12 protein-coding genes and 7 pseudogenes are annotated in these 16,525 nt (G+C 71.4%); 14 read left to right on the top strand and 5 right to left on the bottom strand.

Annotation, left to right across the window (positions count from 1 at the left end; genetic code table 11):
- Nucleotides 1-970: 970 nt before the first annotated feature.
- From PGN25_01615 to PGN25_01600, 4 genes and pseudogenes are all read left to right on the top strand, one after another.
- Nucleotides 971-1,466, top strand: a pseudogene (locus PGN25_01615) (peptide deformylase).
- A gap of 170 nt (nucleotides 1,467-1,636) precedes the next feature.
- Entirely contained in the window at nucleotides 1,637-1,786 is a 150-nt protein-coding gene (locus PGN25_01610; protein MEH3116339.1) for a hypothetical protein, read from the top strand.
- Entirely contained in the window at nucleotides 1,783-2,064 is a 282-nt protein-coding gene (locus tag PGN25_01605; GenBank protein ID MEH3116338.1) for a hypothetical protein, read from the top strand. Before PGN25_01610 ends, PGN25_01605 begins: the two co-directional genes overlap by 4 nt.
- Before the next feature lie 84 nt (nucleotides 2,065-2,148).
- Nucleotides 2,149-2,346 carry a hypothetical protein gene (locus PGN25_01600; protein MEH3116337.1) on the top strand — a complete coding sequence of 66 codons (198 nt, stop codon included), beginning with the start codon at nucleotides 2,149-2,151 and terminating at the stop codon, nucleotides 2,344-2,346.
- A gap of 601 nt (nucleotides 2,347-2,947) precedes the next feature.
- On the opposite strand, the gene PGN25_01595 is transcribed toward PGN25_01600, so the two are convergent.
- Nucleotides 2,948-3,814, bottom strand: a complete 867-nt coding sequence (locus PGN25_01595) for a TonB-dependent receptor plug domain-containing protein (GenBank protein MEH3116336.1) — start codon at nucleotides 3,812-3,814, stop codon at nucleotides 2,948-2,950.
- Nucleotides 3,815-4,707: 893 nt separating this feature from the next.
- On the opposite strand from PGN25_01595, the pseudogene PGN25_01590 reads away from it, so the two are divergent.
- The 4 genes and pseudogenes from PGN25_01590 to PGN25_01575 all read left to right on the top strand — a co-directional run bounded on the left by PGN25_01590 (nucleotide 4,708) and on the right by PGN25_01575 (nucleotide 7,723).
- Nucleotides 4,708-5,034, top strand: a pseudogene (locus PGN25_01590) (DUF3750 domain-containing protein).
- Nucleotides 4,953-5,252: a hypothetical protein gene (locus PGN25_01585; protein MEH3116335.1), complete on the top strand. Its 300-nt coding sequence runs from the start codon at nucleotides 4,953-4,955 to the stop codon at nucleotides 5,250-5,252. The pseudogene PGN25_01590 and the gene PGN25_01585 overlap by 82 nt, the downstream one beginning before the upstream one ends.
- Before the next feature lie 343 nt (nucleotides 5,253-5,595).
- The gene (locus PGN25_01580) at nucleotides 5,596-6,087 is read left to right on the top strand and encodes an N-acetyltransferase (GenBank protein ID MEH3116334.1); all 492 of its coding nucleotides are present in this window, start codon (nucleotides 5,596-5,598) and stop codon (nucleotides 6,085-6,087) included.
- A gap of 244 nt (nucleotides 6,088-6,331) precedes the next feature.
- Nucleotides 6,332-7,723, top strand: a complete 1,392-nt coding sequence (locus PGN25_01575; GenBank protein MEH3116333.1) for a GntP family permease — start codon at nucleotides 6,332-6,334, stop codon at nucleotides 7,721-7,723.
- Between the two features lie 117 nt (nucleotides 7,724-7,840).
- On the opposite strand, the pseudogene PGN25_01570 reads toward PGN25_01575, so the two are convergent.
- Both PGN25_01570 and PGN25_01565 read right to left on the bottom strand, forming a co-directional pair.
- Nucleotides 7,841-9,482, bottom strand: a pseudogene (locus PGN25_01570) (aspartate ammonia-lyase).
- A 163-nt stretch (nucleotides 9,483-9,645) separates the two neighbouring features.
- Nucleotides 9,646-11,176: pseudogene (locus PGN25_01565) on the bottom strand (alginate export family protein).
- A gap of 307 nt (nucleotides 11,177-11,483) precedes the next feature.
- Here PGN25_01565 and PGN25_01560 point away from each other — a divergent pair.
- From PGN25_01560 to PGN25_01545, 4 genes and pseudogenes are all read left to right on the top strand, one after another.
- A pseudogene (locus tag PGN25_01560) lies at nucleotides 11,484-11,870 on the top strand (transporter substrate-binding domain-containing protein).
- Nucleotides 11,871-11,901: 31 nt separating this feature from the next.
- Nucleotides 11,902-12,138: pseudogene (locus PGN25_01555) on the top strand (ABC transporter permease subunit).
- A pseudogene (locus tag PGN25_01550) lies at nucleotides 12,138-12,330 on the top strand (amino acid ABC transporter ATP-binding protein). Before PGN25_01555 ends, PGN25_01550 begins: the two co-directional pseudogenes overlap by 1 nt.
- Before the next feature lie 199 nt (nucleotides 12,331-12,529).
- On the top strand, nucleotides 12,530-12,760 hold the full coding sequence (locus PGN25_01545) for a hypothetical protein (protein ID MEH3116332.1): 231 nt from the start codon (nucleotides 12,530-12,532) through the stop codon (nucleotides 12,758-12,760).
- Between the two features lie 68 nt (nucleotides 12,761-12,828).
- Here the strand turns inward: PGN25_01545 and PGN25_01540 are convergent, their stop codons facing one another.
- Nucleotides 12,829-13,032 (bottom strand): hypothetical protein, encoded by a 204-nt coding sequence (locus PGN25_01540; GenBank protein ID MEH3116331.1) that lies wholly within the window; start codon nucleotides 13,030-13,032, stop codon nucleotides 12,829-12,831.
- Nucleotides 13,033-13,528: 496 nt separating this feature from the next.
- Nucleotides 13,529-14,089 (bottom strand): TetR/AcrR family transcriptional regulator, encoded by a 561-nt coding sequence (locus PGN25_01535; GenBank protein ID MEH3116330.1) that lies wholly within the window; start codon nucleotides 14,087-14,089, stop codon nucleotides 13,529-13,531.
- A gap of 127 nt (nucleotides 14,090-14,216) precedes the next feature.
- Between PGN25_01535 and PGN25_01530 the strand changes: the two genes are divergently transcribed.
- Both PGN25_01530 and PGN25_01525 read left to right on the top strand, forming a co-directional pair.
- On the top strand, nucleotides 14,217-15,398 hold the full coding sequence (locus tag PGN25_01530; protein MEH3116329.1) for an efflux RND transporter periplasmic adaptor subunit: 1,182 nt from the start codon (nucleotides 14,217-14,219) through the stop codon (nucleotides 15,396-15,398).
- Nucleotides 15,395-16,522 carry an efflux RND transporter periplasmic adaptor subunit gene (locus tag PGN25_01525; GenBank protein MEH3116328.1) on the top strand — a complete coding sequence of 376 codons (1,128 nt, stop codon included), beginning with the start codon at nucleotides 15,395-15,397 and terminating at the stop codon, nucleotides 16,520-16,522. Before PGN25_01530 ends, PGN25_01525 begins: the two co-directional genes overlap by 4 nt.
- Nucleotides 16,523-16,525: the final 3 nt, after the last annotated feature.

The raw sequence follows: 16,525 nt of genomic DNA, 5'->3' as shown, positions 1-16,525 counted from the left end.
CACCGATCGACGAGTCAAAGCTATGTTCGATGAGACAACCGTGCAAGCGGCGCAAAGGTTTCCCGCCGACGCGGCCCTGCGTTCAGGACGGAAATCCGTGGCGGAACCTTGGCCATTCGGGGCGAGTACGCTGAAATGGTGCGAATTTCGACCGAGTGCCGGCCTTATGACATCATTTGTTGCGGGCTGGGCAAATGGGCCGCGTACCCGTTGTCCGGAATGCGGGAAGGGGCTGCGCCGGTGCAGGGCCCGAAAAAGGGGCCGGTCTCCCGGCCGCGTCCCGTCGTTCCGCTGCGGAAGCCGTGCCCGATCGCCGTGGATCGAGGCACCGCTCCCCGAGGGTGCGGAACCCGTCCCGCCTCCGGTCAGTAATCGTAGCCGCGCCGGTCGTAACGGCGGTCGTGACGGTCGCGATCCCGGAAGCGCTGCTCGCGGTAGTAGTCGTCCCGGTCGCGCATGCGCATCTCGCGCTGGAAATCGCGTTCGCGCTGCGCCCGGGACCGCAGATCGATCCCCGGCCGTCCGTCCGGGCCGATGATGATCGACCTGCGCGGAGGCCGGCAGCGCGGCGGTCATGGTCGCGGCAACGATGGTGCCGGCGAGCAGGCTCGTCACGGTCTTCATCATGATGTCGTGCTCCCTCTGGGCTTGGGAAACCAATGCATCGGTGCCGCCGCGGTTCCGACATGTGCCCGATCCTCCCGGATCGGCGCGGATAGATCGATCTCGATCGCGGTCCTCTCGGCCAAAGCGGGGTTTCTTCGATCTTTCGTTTGCGGGCCGGACGTGTCCGGTCTTGCCGCGGCCGGTCTTGCCGCGGCCGGCATCGCGGCCGATCACGGAGGCCCGACCCGGGGGCGGAGACGGCGCATCGGACCCTTTCACCGTCTGGTATGGGGGGGGGATCGAAGCGTGTCCCGCCGCGGACATCGCCCATCCCCGCGCCGTTCGTGTCCCGGAAGCCGTGCCCATGCCCGCCCTGCCGCTGATCCTCTATCCCGATGCGCGCCCTGCACCGCCCGGCCGGTCCCCTCACCGTGTCGGACGAGGCCCTGCGCGCGCTCGCGGCGGACGTGCTCGACACTCTCGGAGCCGTCTCGGCGATGGGGCTGACCGCGATCCATGTCGGGCGTCCGGAGCGGGGGTGGTGGTGATCCGCCTCCAGCCGGACGAGCCGCACGCGGTCTACGTCGATCCCGCCGTCGTCTGGGCCTCGCCGGGAGCGGGCCTCGCATCCGGAGGGGGAGCGTCTCGATGCCGGGCGTGGTCGAGCCGGTGGAGCGGCCGGCCCGGATCCGGGTGCGCTACCGCGACCTCGACGGCGCCGGGCGCGAGGAGGAGGCCGAGGGCCTGCGCGCCGCCTGGCCTGCAACACGAGATCGATCAGCTCGACTGGTATCTTCTGGATCGACCGGCTGACCCGGCTGCGCCGCGACCGGGCCCTCAAGCGCTACGCCAAGCTGCGGGCGCAGGGGGACGCGTGCGGGATCGTGAGGCCTCGTGAGAGGGGGACGGGGCCACGGGCGAGCGGCGCTCGGTCCGGGGCGCCGGGCATGGTATGCCGGGCGTGAGCACACCGTTCCGAGGGCCGGCAGCCGCCGTTCGGGGCGAGGCTTCCGCCGTCCGAGACCGATCCATGTCCCGCCTGCCGCTCTCCGTCCTCCGGACTCTGGCCGCCCCGGCCGTCATCGCCCTGATGCTGTCCGCCTCGTGCGCCGCCGCGCAGGGAGGGAGTGGGGGCGAGGACGAGCGATCCGAAGGCGCCGGCCCGGCCCGCCGCCCGTGATCGGCTGCACCTCGCTGGCCAATCTGCGCAGCCTCCTGCGCAGCACGGGGGGAGGACCGGGCCGCCGCGCTCGCGCTCGCCGACGATCCGAAATCCGATCTCGGCTGCAGCCCCGTGGGACCGCGCGGCGGGTCACGGGGCTCGCCGACCACGTCGCCCTCAACGGCCGCGCCTACGACTGCCTCGCGCTCAAGGGCACGGCGGTGTGCCACTGGACGGCGGCCGGCGCCGTCACGCCGCCCGAGCGGCCGGCGGTGAAGCCGGCCCGCGGCAAGTAGGGGCGGGGGGAGGGGCGCGGCCTTTAGAACCGCGCGGTCAGGAACAGGCGGACGTTGCGGCCCGGCAGCAGGATCTCGTCCTTCTTGAACGAGGGCCGCGTTGCGGATGTCGTCGTCGAGCAGGTTGCGGCCCTGGAGGCCGAGCGTCACCTCGGTGGCGCCGTAGATCGCCGGGTCGAGGGCCTGGGTGTAGGCGAGTTCGGCCCGCAGGTCGTTCCAGCCCGGGGTCGTCGTCTCGAACGGGGCGATCTCGACGTGGTCGAAGGGCGTGCAGGAGGTTGATCCGCGCGAACCAGCCGCCCGCCCGCACGAAGGCGCCGCCGCCGAGCCGGTGCGGCGGGATGCGCGGCACGTAGCTTCCGTCGTCGAACTGGGCCCGGACGAAATCGTACTGCGCCTCGATCCCCGCCCAGCCGTCGCCGACGGCGAACAGGTCGAGCTGCGCGCCGATCTCGGCGCCGGTGAAGGTGGCGTTGGCCTGCGAGTAGACGACCTGGCGCAGTTTCGTCGCCGCTGCCGCAGGAGGCGAAGTCGTCGTCGCAGCGGTTGCCGGTTGTCGCGCTTGTAGACGAAGCCGGTGTAGCGCGTGACGTAGCCGGTGGCGTCGAGGCGGCAAGGGGCCTTCCGCCCGGCGTAAGGGACATCTCGACCGTGCGGGCGCGCTCCAGCCGCAGGGTCGGGTCGCCGATCTCGAAGGTCGCGGTGGCGTCGTGCGGGCCTTGCGAGAACAGCTCGTAGCCGGTCGGCGCGCGCTCGACGTAGGAGCCGTTGACGCTCGCCACGAAGCCGTAGGGCAGATCCTGCAGGGCGCCGAAGCTGGCGCTCTTCGGGGGCGAAGCGGCGGGTCAGGGCAAAGCTCGCCGGATCGGTGCCGTCGGGCAGGTCATCGCCGGGAAACAGTGTCGCGATGCTGTTGAGCCGGTCGCCCCTCGATCCGGGCCGCCGCCTGGAAGCGCAGGCCTCCGCCCACCGCCAGTTCCTCGAACAGGTAGGCGGCGAGCATCCGCGACTCGGTCTTCGGCAGGAAGCTCTCGAGCCTGCGAGTTGAGCACGCGCCGGCCCGCCTGCACGCCGACCCGCGCCGGGTGAGCGTGCCCAGCGCCGTGAAGACCGGGACGTGCTGCGCCTCGAAGCGGGCCTCGACCTCGCGGTTCTTGAAGATCGCCTGGACCCCCTCGACTCCGTCCTCGCCGATGCCGATCTCCGCGTGGCGGTAGACGATCCGCCGGCCCAGACACGCAGCACCTCGAACGGCCCGTTCAGCGGCCGATATTCGCCGCGGGCGAGCAGGCGGTCCTGGTTCGGGGTCAGCCGGTGTGCGCGCCGCCCTCGGCCTCGCCGCCCGGGGATCTGTGTAGAGCGCGTCGTAGTGGCTGAACGCGAGGCCGACGAAGCCGCGCTCGCCGATCGCCGAGATGCCGACCGAGCCGCCCTGCGATTGCGGTGGCCGAGTTGCGCTGGATGCCGCCGGGGATCGCGTAGGAATCGGTGGCGGTCCTGAACCCGTCGGCGTGGACCGCGATGCCGTTCGCCCCCCGCATCGACGCTGGGCCGCCCCGGGTCCGGCCGTTGTCGACGCTTGTGGTGCCGGTTCGTGACCTGCCCCGTGATCCCGCGGGCGGGGGATGAAGGTCGGCACCTGGTTGTTCTCGGCCGAGACCACGCCGCCGATCGCGCCCGAGCCGTAGCGCAGCGTCGCCGGGCCGCGGATCACCTCGATCCGGCCGGCGTTGAGCGGGTTGACCGGCACCGCTGTGGTCCTCGCCGAGATCCGACACGCCGCCGTTGACGATGCCGTTCTCCTGGATGCGCCACCCGGGCGTTGTCGAGGCCGCGGATGATCGGCCGCGAGGCCGCCCCCGGCGCGTAGGTCGAGGCGGAGATGCCGGGGCCGGTCGAACAGCGCGTCGCCGAGCTGTGCGCGGCTGGTCGCGGGCGATCCGCTCCTGCGGCACCACCGTGACCGGCGAGAAGGTGTTCGTCACCACCGGCAGCAGCTCGGCCGCCCGCGCGGCGAGGGGTGGCCGGCGGGACCGCCGTGGCGGCCGGTTCGGCCTGGATCGGGCTCACCGAGGTCACGCCGATCTCCTCCAGCGTGGCGGCTTCCTGCCCCCGCGCCGTGGAAACCCGTGCCGGGCCGCGACCGTCAGACACCGCCCCCGCCGCCCAGCAGTCATCCGTCCCGAGCGTCCGCGCCGCATTCCCGTCGATCCAGCCTGGCTACGTTCACCAATGTTTCATTACCGAGGTGTTACAATGTTGCAAGGCCCTGTCCGCTCCGCTTGCCCGGGCAGGGACGATCCGGGCCCGGTGTGTGGCCCGGCCCTGCATCAGGCCGGTTCGCGGCACCGCAGGCGCTTGTGCCGAGCGGGGGCCGGAGGCCCACATCGAGTCTCCCGGAGGGCAGGTGCCGCCTGCCGGGGCCTCGACATCTCCCGGAACCCCGATGTCTGCCGACGTGCTTCTTCCCGCCCCTCCGCTTCCTCCTCCTCGGTCTCGCTCTCCTCGTCCTTCTCTTCCTGGTTCCGCTCGCGACCCACGCCCTGTGGTGGACCGCGAAGGGCGGACGCGCGGAGAACTGGTCGAGCGCGGACTGGTCGAGCGCGGGCCTGCTGCCGCCGGCCGCCGCCCGTGCCGGGGGCGATGGTGCGGGTCTACGCCGCCCGGGTCGGGCGCTGGCGGGGCATCTTCGCCCATCACAGTTGGGTGGTGGTCAAGGAAGCGAACGCCCCGCGCTACACCCGCTACGACGTGGTCGGCTGGGGCCGGCCGGTGCGCACCGACGCCTACGCGCCGGACGGGCGCTGGTTCGGCAACGCGCCGGAGATCGTGCTGGCGCTCGACGGCTCGCCGCGGCGGCGCGGGCGATTCCCGAGATCCGCTCGGCGGTGGCCGACTATCCCTACCGCAGCCTCGGCTCCTACCGGGCGTGGCCGGGCCCGAACTCGAAACACCTTCGCCGCCCACGTGGTCGCGCGCATCCCCGGCAACGACGTGCCGCTGCCGCCGACCGCGCTCGGCAAGGACTGGACGCCCCCGGGCCGCTATGCCGAGCGCACCCCGAGCGGCACCGGCCTGCGCCTGTCCTGGCGCGGCTATGTCGGCCTGACGCTGGGCTGGGTGGACGGGTTCGAGATCAACCTGCTCGGCGCGGGTGGCGGGCCTCGACTGGCGCCGCCCGGCCCTGAAGCTGCCGGGCTGGGGCCGGATCACCCTGATCCCCGGCGGCGACGCGGACAAGGGCGGCCCCGACGACGGGTCCGGAGCGCCGCCCGGCACCCGGTCCCGTCTCCGGTTGAGCCGGCCCCCGGAACGAGGCTCGGCGCCGCGACGTGCGTCCGGTCCGGAATGGGCCACGTCGCCCTGCCGCCGGCCGGCACAATCCAGCTTCGGGCTGTCGGCGACCGAGAAGGTCCCCTTGCCCCAGGTGGGCGCCGCGGGCGAAGGGCGGTCGCAGGGCCCGATCCGTGATACGAGCGCGCGGATCGGACTTCCGAGACCGGCGCGCTCCCAATGAACACCACGAACACGATGACCGACCTTGCCATCCGCCCGGCGCAAAGCCGCGACCACGACGCGATCTGGTCGATCCTGGAGCCGATCCTGCGCGAGGGCGAGACCTACGCCCTGCCGCGGGACTGGGACCGGGAGCGGGCGCTCGCCTACTGGTTCTCGCCGGCCCACCATGTCTTCGTCGCGGAAAGCGCGGGCGCCATCCTCGGCAGCTACTACGTCCGCGCCAACCAGCTCGGCCCCGGCGACCACGTCGCCAACGGCACCTACGCCACGCATCCGCGGGCACGGGGCCGGGGCGTGGCCCGCGCCATGGGCCTGCACTCCTTCGGGGCCGCCCGGACGCTGGGCTTCACGGCGATGCAGTTCAATCTGGTCGTCGCCACCAACACCCACGCGGTCGCCCTGTGGACGAGCCTCGGCCTCAAGGAGGTCGGCCGCCTGCCCGGCGTGTTCCGCCATCCCGCGCGGGGGGCCGTCGACGCGCTGGTGATGCACCGGGGCCTGTAATACCGTTTCCGATCGATCGCCTCGGGTCTGGCCCCCCTCCGTCATCGCGAGCGGCCGCGAAGCGATCCAGGGCGCGGGCATGTCCGCGCCCTGGATGGCCACGGCTTCGCCCCGCAAGGACGCAGGACAGGCCGAACGCATCGACCGGATGGCGTACGACTCCCTCCATTGAACACGGCCGCGCTTCGGGCAGACTGACCGTCGCGCACGCGAAGAGAGAATCGGTGCGCCGGAGGGCGCATCCTTGAGCTTCCTGATCTGCCTCGCGGCGCTCGTCTTCCTGATGGGAATCGCCTATCGCGGCTTCTCGGTGATCCTGTTCGCGCCCGTCGCCGCCATGGGCGCGGTGCTGCTGACCGATCCGGCCGCCGTGCCGATCCTGTTCTCCGGGCTGTTCATGGAGAAGCTGGTCGGCTTCCTGAAGCTCTATTTTCCCGTCTTCCTGCTCGGCGCCGTGTTCGGCAAGCTCGTGGAGATTTCGGGCTTCGCCCGCTCCATCGTCGGTGCCGTCACCGGGCTGCTGGGGGAGGGACGGGCGATCGTCGCCATCGTGCTGGTCGGCGCGATCCTCACCTACGGCGGCGTCTCGCTGTTCGTGGCGGTGTTCGCGGTCTATCCCTTCGCCGCCGAGCTGTTCCGCCGCAGCCGCATCCCCAAGCGCCTGATTCCCGGCACGATCGCGCTCGGCGCCTTCACCTTCACCATGGACACCCTGCCGGGCACGCCGCAGATCCAGAACATCATCCCGGCCTCCTTCTTCAAGACCGACGCCTACGCCGCCCCCTGGCTCGGCATCGTCGGCGCGCTGTTCGTGTTCGCGGTCGGCGTCGCCTATCTCGAATGGCGCCGCCGCCGGGCCGGCGACGAGGGCTACGGCGAGGGCCACGCCAACGAGCCGCAGGCGGCCGAGGACCGGGTCGTCATCCACCCGGCGGTCGCGCTGCTGCCGCTCCTCGTCGTCGGGATCGGCAACCGGCTGCTGCTCGCCTGGATCACCGGCGCCTACGGCGAGCAGGCGAGCGCGGCGCTCACCCCGGAGATGGCCGCCCACCCCGTCACCGTGCCGGTCAGGACGGTGGCGGCGATCTGGGCGGTGGAGGGCGCGCTGCTTCTCGGCATCCTCGCCACCGTGATCCTCGGCTACCGCAACCTCGCCGATCGCTTCTCCGACGGCTCGAAGGCGGCGGTGGCGGGTTCGCTCCTGGCCGGCATGAACACCGCCACCGAGTACGGCTTCGGCGCGGTCATCGCCGCGCTGCCCGGCTTCAAGGTGATCGCGGACGCGCTCTCGGCGATCCCCAACCCGCTGATCAACGAGGCGGTGACGGTCAACGTGCTGGCCGGCGTCACCGGCTCGGCCTCGGGCGGGCTCTCCATCGCGCTGGGCGCCCTGTCGGGCCGCTTCGTCGAGGCGGCGCAGGCGGCCGGCATCCCCCTGGAGGTGATGCACCGGGTCGCCGCCATGGCGAGCGGCGGCATGGACACGCTGCCCCACAACGGCGCGGTGATCACGCTGCTCGCCGTCACCGGCCTGACCCACCGCCAGTCCTACGGCGACATCTTCGCCATCACGATCATCAAGACCGTGGCCGTGTTCTTCGTGATCGGGGTCTATTACCTGACCGGCTTGGTCTGAGCGCCCGCCCGGCGCCGGGAGGTCGGCCGGGCGCCGAGGCCGTCGGCATTGGCGCGGCTCCAGGCGTAGCCCGTCATCCGATAGCGCTCGCCGGCCGGATCGCGACCGGGCCCGTCCTCACCCCGCCGTCCCGGCCTTCTGCCGCCGGGTCGGGTGGGTCATGGCTTCGAGTTCCAGAAGCTGATTGAGCTGGGCTTCCGTCAGCAGGCCCTCCTCCAGCACCAGTTCGGCCACCGGCCGGTTCTCCTTCAGGGCCCGGCGGGCGACGCGGGAACTCGCCTCGTAACCCAGCGTCGGCGCGAGCGCCGTGACGAGGCCGACCGAGCCCTGGACCAGGCTGCGGCAGCGCTCGCGGTCGGCCTCGATCCCCTCGATGCAGCGCTTGGTCAGGGTGTCGATGGCGGCCGTGAGCATCCGCAAAGAGCTCAGCACGCAGTAGCCGAGGGTCGGCTCGAAGGCGTTGAGCTGGAGCTGGCCGCCCTCGGCGCAGAGCGTCACCGTGAGGTCGTGGCCGATCACCATGTAGGCCACCTGATTGACCACCTCCGGGATCACCGGGTTGACCTTGCCCGGCATGATCGAGGAGCCGGCCTGCACCGCGGGCAGCCGAATCTCGCCGAGGCCCGTGCGGGGGCCGGACGAGAGCAGGCGCAGGTCGTTGCAGATCTTGGAGAGTTTCACGGCGACCCGCTTCAGGGTGCCGGAGAACAGAACGAAGGCGCCGAGATCCGAGGTCGCCTCGATCAGGTTCGAGGCCAGCACCATCGGCTGGCCGGAGAGCCGCGACAGCTCCTCCACCGCGAGCGCGGCGTAGCGCGGGTCGGCGTTGATGCCGGTGCCGATCGCGGTCGCCCCGAGATTCACCTCGCGAAAGAGGCCGACGATCTCGGTGAGCCGCGCCACGTCCTCCTTGATCGTGGCGTGGAAGCCGTCGAATTCCTGGCCCAGCGTCATCGGCACCGCGTCCTGAAGCTGGGTGCGGCCCATCTTCAGCACGTCGGCGAACTCCACCGCCTTGCTCTTGAAGGCGTAGGCGAGGTCGTCGAGCGCCTTCACCAGGGGTCGCGTGGCGAAGATCACCGCGAGCCGCAGGGCGGTCGGGTAGGCGTCGTTGGTGGATTGGGCCATGTTGACGTCGTCGTTGGGGTGCAGCGCGGCATAGTCGCCGGGCGCCCGCCCCATCAGCCTCAGGCCCACATTGGCGATCACCTCGTTGGCGTTCATGTTGGTCGAGGTGCCGGCCCCGCCCTGGATCACGTCGACCACGAAGGCTTCGGCGTAAAGGGGGTCGCTCGCGACGAGGGTGCAGGCCTCGTCGATGATCCGCGCCTTCGCCTTCGGCAGGTAGCCGAGCCGGTGGTTGGCCCGCGCCGCGGCCTGCTTCACCAGGGCGAGCGCCCGCACGAGGTCCGGGTAATGGCCCACCGGCACGCCGGTGATGGGGAAAGTTCGCCACCGCCCGCTTGGTGTGGAGGCCCCACAGGGCGTCCGCCGGCACCTCGCCGTCGCCGAGCAGGTCGTGCTCCGGGCGGGTTCTTCGACCGTCCAGCGCCACCTTGCGCACGGTGGCGACGGCGAGATCCTCCTCGTGATGGAGAGACTCCGCCTCGGCGGCGGCCGATCCCGCCGCACCGGCCGCGTCCTTCACGGCCTTCCGGGCTTCCTTCCTGCCCGTGCGCTTACTTGCGCGCTTGGCCGCGTCCTTGCCTGCGCGCTTGGCCAACCGCTTGGTCTCGGTGTCCGCCGTCGTCTTCGCCACGCAAGCCTCTCCGATCGAGGGTCGGGCCGGCCGGGTCGTCGGGTCCTTGCGGCCGGTTGCCGTCGGGACGGTCTTGAGATCCTTGCGTGCGGCTCTGTCAATCGTCCGCGGCCGGGGTTTCCTGTCAGGAACGGCGGATCGTCATCCGCGCGCTTTCAGAAGATCAGAAGAACAGCGTCGTGTTGAGGTAGCCGTAGAAGGTGTCGCCCGTGTCCGGCGCGTTGGGGGCGTTGCGCAGGACGTCGCCCTTGGCGAGGTAGGCGAGGCCGGTATCGAGGAGCATCGTGTCGGGGATGATCCAGTAGCGCAGGCGGCCCTCGATCTGGTGGCCGGCGAAGGTGCCGGAGCGGCCGGTGCGGTCGCGGATCAGGGTCGCGGCGAAGGTGTCGGTGGCGCTCTCCAGCCAGAGCGGACGGTAGGCGACGAAGACGTCCCAGACCGGGCTCGGGGTGATCTCGGCGCGGATCGAGGGCGAGATCAGGTTGGCGCGCTGCACCGGGCCGTAGAGGCCGGTCGGGCCGTACTCGAAGCGCCGGGCGCCGAACAGGGTGTCGAAGCGGCTGAATTTGCCGTCGTCGTTCCGGTCGCCGCTGGCGTGGTCGTAATGCAGCGAGAACCGGGGCTTCCACGCGTGGTCGAGGGTGTAGCCGACCTCGGCATGGACGAAGTAGGCCGAGACGGTGAGGTCGCGCAGGTCGCTGGCGGCGGCGGTCTCGCGGGCGAGGCCGGTCTGGTAGATCGCCTCGACATCGTAGTCGAACGCGCCCACCCGCGGCAGGCGGGCGAGCCGCATCCCGGGGTGTGAACAGGCGCCGGTCGCGGGTCTGCACCGAGCGCAGGCCGGTGCCCGAATCCTGCTCGTAGAGGCCGTAGCCGTAGAGTTCGAACGTGCCGCCGAAGATGTTCGCGAAGGTGTAGGAGGCGCCGAAGAGCTGCAGGTCCAGGCTCTCGCGGTCGAACGCGATGCCGTTGTCGAGGATGCCGTCGACGTCGTCGGGCAGCCTTGTGTGCGGCATCGACCACAGCAGCGTGAGCTTGTCCTTGTCCGCGCCCTGCCAGTCGAACACCACGCCGGTATAGGCGTTGATGGTGTTGCGGAACTGCTGGCGCGAGACGAGGCGGCGCGAGCCGATGTTCTTGGTGAAGCGGCCGACCGTCAGGCTGCTCTTCGAGCCGTCGCCGCCGAAATCCCCCAGGTCGACGTTGAGATAGGCCTGGCCCGGTTCGAGGGCGTTCACCTCCGTGGTGAAGGCCGAGGAATTGCGCTGCTGGAAATAGCCGCGGCTGTCGAACAGCTCCACCCCGAGGCGCACCGGGCCCTGGACCCCGTATTCCACGTGCAGGGTGGTGAGATACGAGTTCAGGATGTCGTTGGCGGCGAAGGTCGGCACCGGGCGGAACTGGTTGGCGATGCCCTCCAACCGCGGCCGGAACGAGCCGCTGATGCGCCAGTTCTCCGGCTCGCCGAGCGCCTTGTAGAGGAAATTCGGCAGCTTGGCCGGCACGGCCGCGAAGTAGGGGCCGTCCTGCGCCTTGCGCGCCTTGGCCGTCCCGGCCGGTCCCGGGGCGGTCTCGGGATCTGCGGCCCTGGGGGGCGGCCCGGCGAAAGGCCCGCTCTGAGCGCGGGCGGGGCCGGAGAGGAGAGGGGCGAAGGCGCCGGCCAGCAACGACGCATACAGAACCGAACGCTTCACGACACCTCCTCCTGTTCTTCCGCAGAGTTCGTTCGAGGTCGGTCAGACATCACCTAATCTGGTATACCAGCGCAAGGACTGCGTACATCATCCAGTCATTTTATTGGCGGGCCGGAGCGGCTCGATGCTGGCTCCGACCAGTTTCCCACATGGCGTTCCAGGCTCAAAACGAAACGAAATCAGGGATTTGATCTGAAATCCGTGCCTTGATTCTGCGAATATCCTTTGTTTCCTCGCGGCAACGGCTTGGCCGAAATCCCGCGATGGCTTGGATTTCTCGGGATTAATTTCGAATCTGCCTTCGAGGATATCGGACGTGCCGGCCAAGGACCATGCGGAAGCCTTCCCGATGGTCGAGACGGGGCGCGCCGACGCCTTCGTGATGGACGACGTGCTGCTCGCCGCCCTGGTGGCCGGCTCGAAGACGCCGGAGGCCTACGCGATCTCGTCGGAGGCGCAGTCGCGGCCCGAACCCTACGGCATCATGCTGCGCAAGGGCGACGCGGCCTTCAAGGCCGTGGTCGATGCCGCCACCGCCGCGCTCTACCGGAGCCCGGAGGGCCGGGCGCTCTACGACAAGTGGTTCACCCAACCCATTCCGCCGCGGGGCATCGACCTGAAGCTCCCGATGAGCGAGGCGATGGCCAGAACCTTCGCCAGCCCCAGCGACAGCGCCGACCCGGCCGCCTACTGACGGCGTCGGGGCGAACCGATGACCTACCTCGATGACCTACACCTGGAACTGGGGCATCTTCCTCGAACCCTCGGCGGAGGGCACCGGCAGCTATGCCGGCATGCTGCTCTCGGGGCTCGCCTGGACGGTGCTGACGGCCCTGTGCTCCTGGGTCATCGCCTTCGGCCTCGGCTCGGTGGTCGGCGTGATGCGCACGCTGCCCTCGCGCGCGGCCAACGCGGTCGGCGCAGCCTATGTCGAGACGTTCCGCAACGTGCCGCTGCTGGTGTGGCCATCGCCCGGGCCCTCGCCATGGACCCGGTCGTGATGCTGTATGGTCGAGCTCGCCGCAAGGTGGCCGACCGGGTGGTGTTCATGGATCGCGGCGAGATCGTCGAGGATGCCGGCAAGGCCGCCTTCTTCGACCTGCCTCCGCAGCGCGCGGGCTCAGCGGTTTTTGTCGAAGATCCTCGCGCATTGACGGCGGGGCGTGCCGCTTCGCTCTCCCGGAAATGGCCTTGCGGCTGTACGCCGACTCGTTCCGCGGCTGAACCGGCCCTTTTTCCGTGCGTTGAGCCATGGCGCGGGTTTCCGACCCGCTTCGGGCGGAACAGGCCGCCCCGGCACTATCCGGCCTACGGCCGGAGCAGAATGGTTTTTTCGAAAACAGCGCTCCCCCGATGCCGCGTTACTTCTTCGACATCAACGACGGCGTGGACCTGAAGGACGAGGTGGGTCGCGAGATCCGGGATCCGCTCGCCCTGCGCCGGGAGGCCCTGCGGGTCATGACCGCGCTGATGGCTGCCGAGGCCGAGGACAGCCAGGACTGCACGCTGGTCCTGACCGTGCGCAACGAGAACGGGGACGGCGTCATGACGATCCGCCTCGTCTGCCAGATCGACGACGGCTGAACGACGGAGGCATCCGCCGTTCCCACGGGACATCGGGTGTCGTGGGAGGCCGGGCCTCGGCCGGCGTGTCAGATCCGGTCCCGCGGGCCGGGTGCGGCCGGTCGCCCCGGGACCCTGCCTTCCGTCGCGGGCACGCTCTCACGGGCGAGATCGATCCGGATCATGTCGAGCAGGACGCGGAGCCGGTGAAAGCCCGAGACCGGAAGTTTCGCGCGGGCGGCCTCGCAGAGCGCGGCGACCGCGACGATGGCATCGGCGTCATGCGTCGGCATTGTCCTTCCCGGTTCGGAGAGCGATGATCGCGGCAAGGAGGCTCACGCGGTGGCAACGGTCCGTTCAACGAAGCGCCGCAGCGGGAAGATTTCCGCGAGGGGCACATTCGATGGACCGGCATCGATCGGTCGAAGGGGCGCCGTCCATCATCGCATCGGCGGCGATAGTGCGCCTCGAGAGAGGTTCGACGCGTTCGGGCTTCGGCGGTCCTTCGGCACCGGGAGGCCATGCCGCCGACGGAAGGTCAAGGCGCATCCGTCCCCCTCCGCATGCGCGGCGCCGGAAGGCCCGGGCAAGGGGACAGCGCCGTACGTCGCCGCAAGTCCATCGGCCGCATCCACGGGCTGAAGGCCAAGAAGGCACCTTGAGGCGCCTTGGGCCCGCCCCGAGGCGCCTTGGGCCCGCCCCTCTGATCGTCTCCCCATAACCGCACCGCGCCCGAAGCCGTTCCTCGTGGGCCGCGGCGGCGAAGCGGTGACCGCTCCCGGCCGCGGCTCAGCCGAGTTCCTGCGCCGCGCCTTCGAGCGCGCTCAGGAGGGGCTCGATCTGCGCCGCGCTCAGATCGTGGAAGCCGAGGGTGCGGCCCATCACGATGCCGAGCAGCGCGAAGAACAGCGCCGCCCCGACCCCCGGCGGCCCGTCCGCGGCCTCGAACCGGGCCAGCCGCTCGGCGACGAAGGCGCGGTAGCCCGCGAGCGCCTCCGGGGTCTCGGCGGAGGCGAGCAGCAGGGCGCGGGTGAACTCGTCCTCCTCGCGATAGCTGCGGCGCAGGTGGTCGATCATCCCGAGCGCCAGCCCCGCGGGACCCGGCGGGTGCTCGGCCTCGCAGGCGGCGATGCCCGCGCGCAGTTCCTCCAGCTTGCGGGCGAGGAGGGCGAGGATCAGCGCGTCCTTCGAGGCGTAGTGGTGCAGCACGCCGCCCTTGCTCAGGCCCGCCTGCGCCGCCACGGCGTCGATGGTCAGCGCCCGCGAGCCGCTCCGGCGCAGCACCGCGCCCGCCGCGTCGAGGATCACCCCCGCACGGTCGTCGCGCCGGCTGCGCGTCCTCTGCGACATGAGCGCTCCCGAAGCCTCGAATAAAAACCGTCTGGACGGTCGGTAAGATACGCGATAGGTCTGCGCCGCGAAAGCCGCCGTCGCAGCAAAGCCGCTCCTCCCCCCCCGCTGTCCGGAAATTCGGCCGATGTCCCCACGGCTCCGTCCCGTCGTCGCCCTGATCGCCGTCCTGTCCGCCGCGGTCCCGCCGGCCGCGCGCGCCGAGACGCATGCCGAGATACCCGCCGAGACACCCGCCGCCGTCCCGGAGGCGGAGGACCGCTCCGTGGTGCTGGTGCGGGTTCTGCCGGCGAAACGGAGCGCCGTCGCCTCGGACGTGGTGCTGACCGGCGACATCCAGGCCCAGGCCCAGACCAACGTGGCCTTCCGCACCAACGGCAAGGTCGCCGAGCGCCGGGTCGAGGTCGGCGACCATGTCGGCGCCGACCAAGTGCTCGCGGTGCTGGAGCCGCTGGTGCAGCGGGCCAATCTCGACAACGCCCGTGCCGCCCTGGTCTCGGCGGAGGCGCAGCTCACCCAGGCCAAGGTGACCTTCGAGCGCCAGAAGCAGCTCATCGGCGGCGGCTACACCACGCGGCCGGCCTACGACAACGCCGAGCAGCAACTGCGCACCGCCCAGGCCGCGGTCGATTCGGCCAGGGCGGCGCTCGGCACCGCCGAGGAGCAGCTCTCCTACACGGAGCTGCGCGCCGGCGTGCCCGGCATCGTCATGAGCCGGACCTTCGAGGTGGGGCAGGTGGTGCAGGCGGGCCAGGCGGTGATGGTGCTGGCCCAGGACGGCCCGCGCGACGCGGTGTTCAACGTCTACGAGGCGCTGACCGCCAAGCCGCCCGGCGACAAGACGATCCACGTCACGCTCCAGTCCGACCCGGCCGTGGGGGTGACGGGCCATGTGCGCGAGATCTCGCCGACGGTGGATGCGGCGAGCGGCACGGTGCGGGTCAAGGTCGGGCTGGAGACGACGCCGCCCGCGATGTCGCTCGGCGCCGTGGTGATCGGCCGGGGCCGCTTCGCCTCGCGCGAGGCGGTGGTGCTGCCCTGGTCCGCGCTCTACCGCTCCGACGACCGCCCGGCGGTGTGGATCTACGATTCCGCCGCGGGCACGGTCTCGGTCCGGGCCATCGAGATCGACCGCTACGGCTTCGACGGCATCGTGCTGAAGGGCGGCGTCGAGCCCGGCGAGACGGTGGTGGTCGCCGGCATCCAGTTCCTGCGTCCCGGCCAGCACGTCGCGCTGGCCGGGCAAGGGGACGCGCAGGGGGACGCGCAGGACACCACGAAGGCCGCGATGGGGGAGGCCGGACGATGAGGCGTGCGCGGCTTCCCTGCGCCCTTCTCTGCGCCGTCTCGCTCGCCGCCTGCCAGCCGTCGCAGGAGGTGCCTCCGCCCCCCGTGCGGCCGGTCCTCACGGTCCTGGCGCAGCCGACCGACAGCGAGATCTTCGGCCCCTTCGCCGGCACGGTCGAGCCGCGCTACCAGTCGCAGCTCGGCTTCCAGATCGGCGGGCGGGTGGTGGCGCGCGACGTCACCGTCGGCGACGTCGTGAAGAAGGGGCAGCGGCTCGCCGCCCTCGATCCGATCGTGTCGCGGTTCGACCTCAGCCGCGCCGAGGCGGATCTCGCCGACGCCAGGGCGCAGGCCGAGAACGCGACCGCCACCGAGGCGCGCACCCGGCGCCTGACGGAGGGCGGCAACGTCACCCAGGCCCAGCTCGATGCGGCGGTGGCCCGGCGCGACACCGCCCAGGCCCGCCTCGCCCAGGCCGGGGCCAGCCTGCAGAAGGCCCGCGACCAGATCGGCTACACCGAACTGCACGCCGATTTCGACGGCGTCGTCACCCAGCGGCTGGCCGAGGTCGGGCAGGTGGTGAGCCCGGGGCAGGGGATCGTGACGCTCGCCCGGCCCGAGACCCGCGAGGCGGTGGTCGACATCCCCGAGACGCTCGCCGGCGCCATGCCCAAGGACGGCCTGTTCACGGTGGTGCTCCAGAGCGCGCCGGAGATCACCGCGCGGGGGCGGGTGCGCGAGGTCGCGCCCTTCGCCGAATCCGGCACCCGCACCCGGCGCGTCCGCCTGACGCTGGAGGATCCGGGCCCCGCCTTCCGGCTCGGCGCCACCATCACCGTCTCGCTGGAGCGCCGCACCGAGCGCCGCATCGTCCTGCCCGCCACCGCGCTGCTCGACGCGGACGGGCGCCGCTCGGTCTGGATCGTGCCGGGAGCGGGCCGGCCGAAGGGCACGCCGGGGGCCATGCCCGGGGGCGGGGACCTGCACGTCGCGCGCCGCGACGTGACCCTCGACGGGGACGGGCCGGACGGACACGGGCGCATCGCCGTGCGCGCGGGGCTGGAGCCCGGCGAGCGGGTCGTGACGGCGGGCGTGCACTCCCTGCGCGACGGCCAGACCGTGCGCCTGGCCGACGAGCGGAACTGAGCC

This window comes from Methylorubrum populi, assembly GCA_036946625.1.
Taxonomy (GTDB): domain Bacteria; phylum Pseudomonadota; class Alphaproteobacteria; order Rhizobiales; family Beijerinckiaceae; genus Methylobacterium; species Methylobacterium populi_C.
Note: the sequence above shows the minus strand (reverse complement) of the source record. Positions and strands in the feature narration are given on the sequence as shown.

What these genes read in the sequence shown, in the direction of transcription:
- PGN25_01545 (MEH3116332.1), top strand. Translation starts at nt 12,530, where the DNA reads ATGCCGCGTTACTTCTTCGACATCAACGACGGCGTGGACCTGAAGGAC.
- PGN25_01530 (MEH3116329.1), top strand. Translation starts at nt 14,217, where the DNA reads ATGTCCCCACGGCTCCGTCCCGTCGTCGCCCTGATCGCCGTCCTGTCC.
- PGN25_01535 (MEH3116330.1), bottom strand. Translation starts at nt 14,089, where the DNA reads ATGTCGCAGAGGACGCGCAGCCGGCGCGACGACCGTGCGGGGGTGATC.
- PGN25_01525 (MEH3116328.1), top strand. Translation starts at nt 15,395, where the DNA reads ATGAGGCGTGCGCGGCTTCCCTGCGCCCTTCTCTGCGCCGTCTCGCTC.
- PGN25_01580 (MEH3116334.1), top strand. Translation starts at nt 5,596, where the DNA reads ATGACCGACCTTGCCATCCGCCCGGCGCAAAGCCGCGACCACGACGCG.
- PGN25_01610 (MEH3116339.1), top strand. Translation starts at nt 1,637, where the DNA reads ATGTCCCGCCTGCCGCTCTCCGTCCTCCGGACTCTGGCCGCCCCGGCC.
- PGN25_01540 (MEH3116331.1), bottom strand. Translation starts at nt 13,032, where the DNA reads ATGCCGACGCATGACGCCGATGCCATCGTCGCGGTCGCCGCGCTCTGC.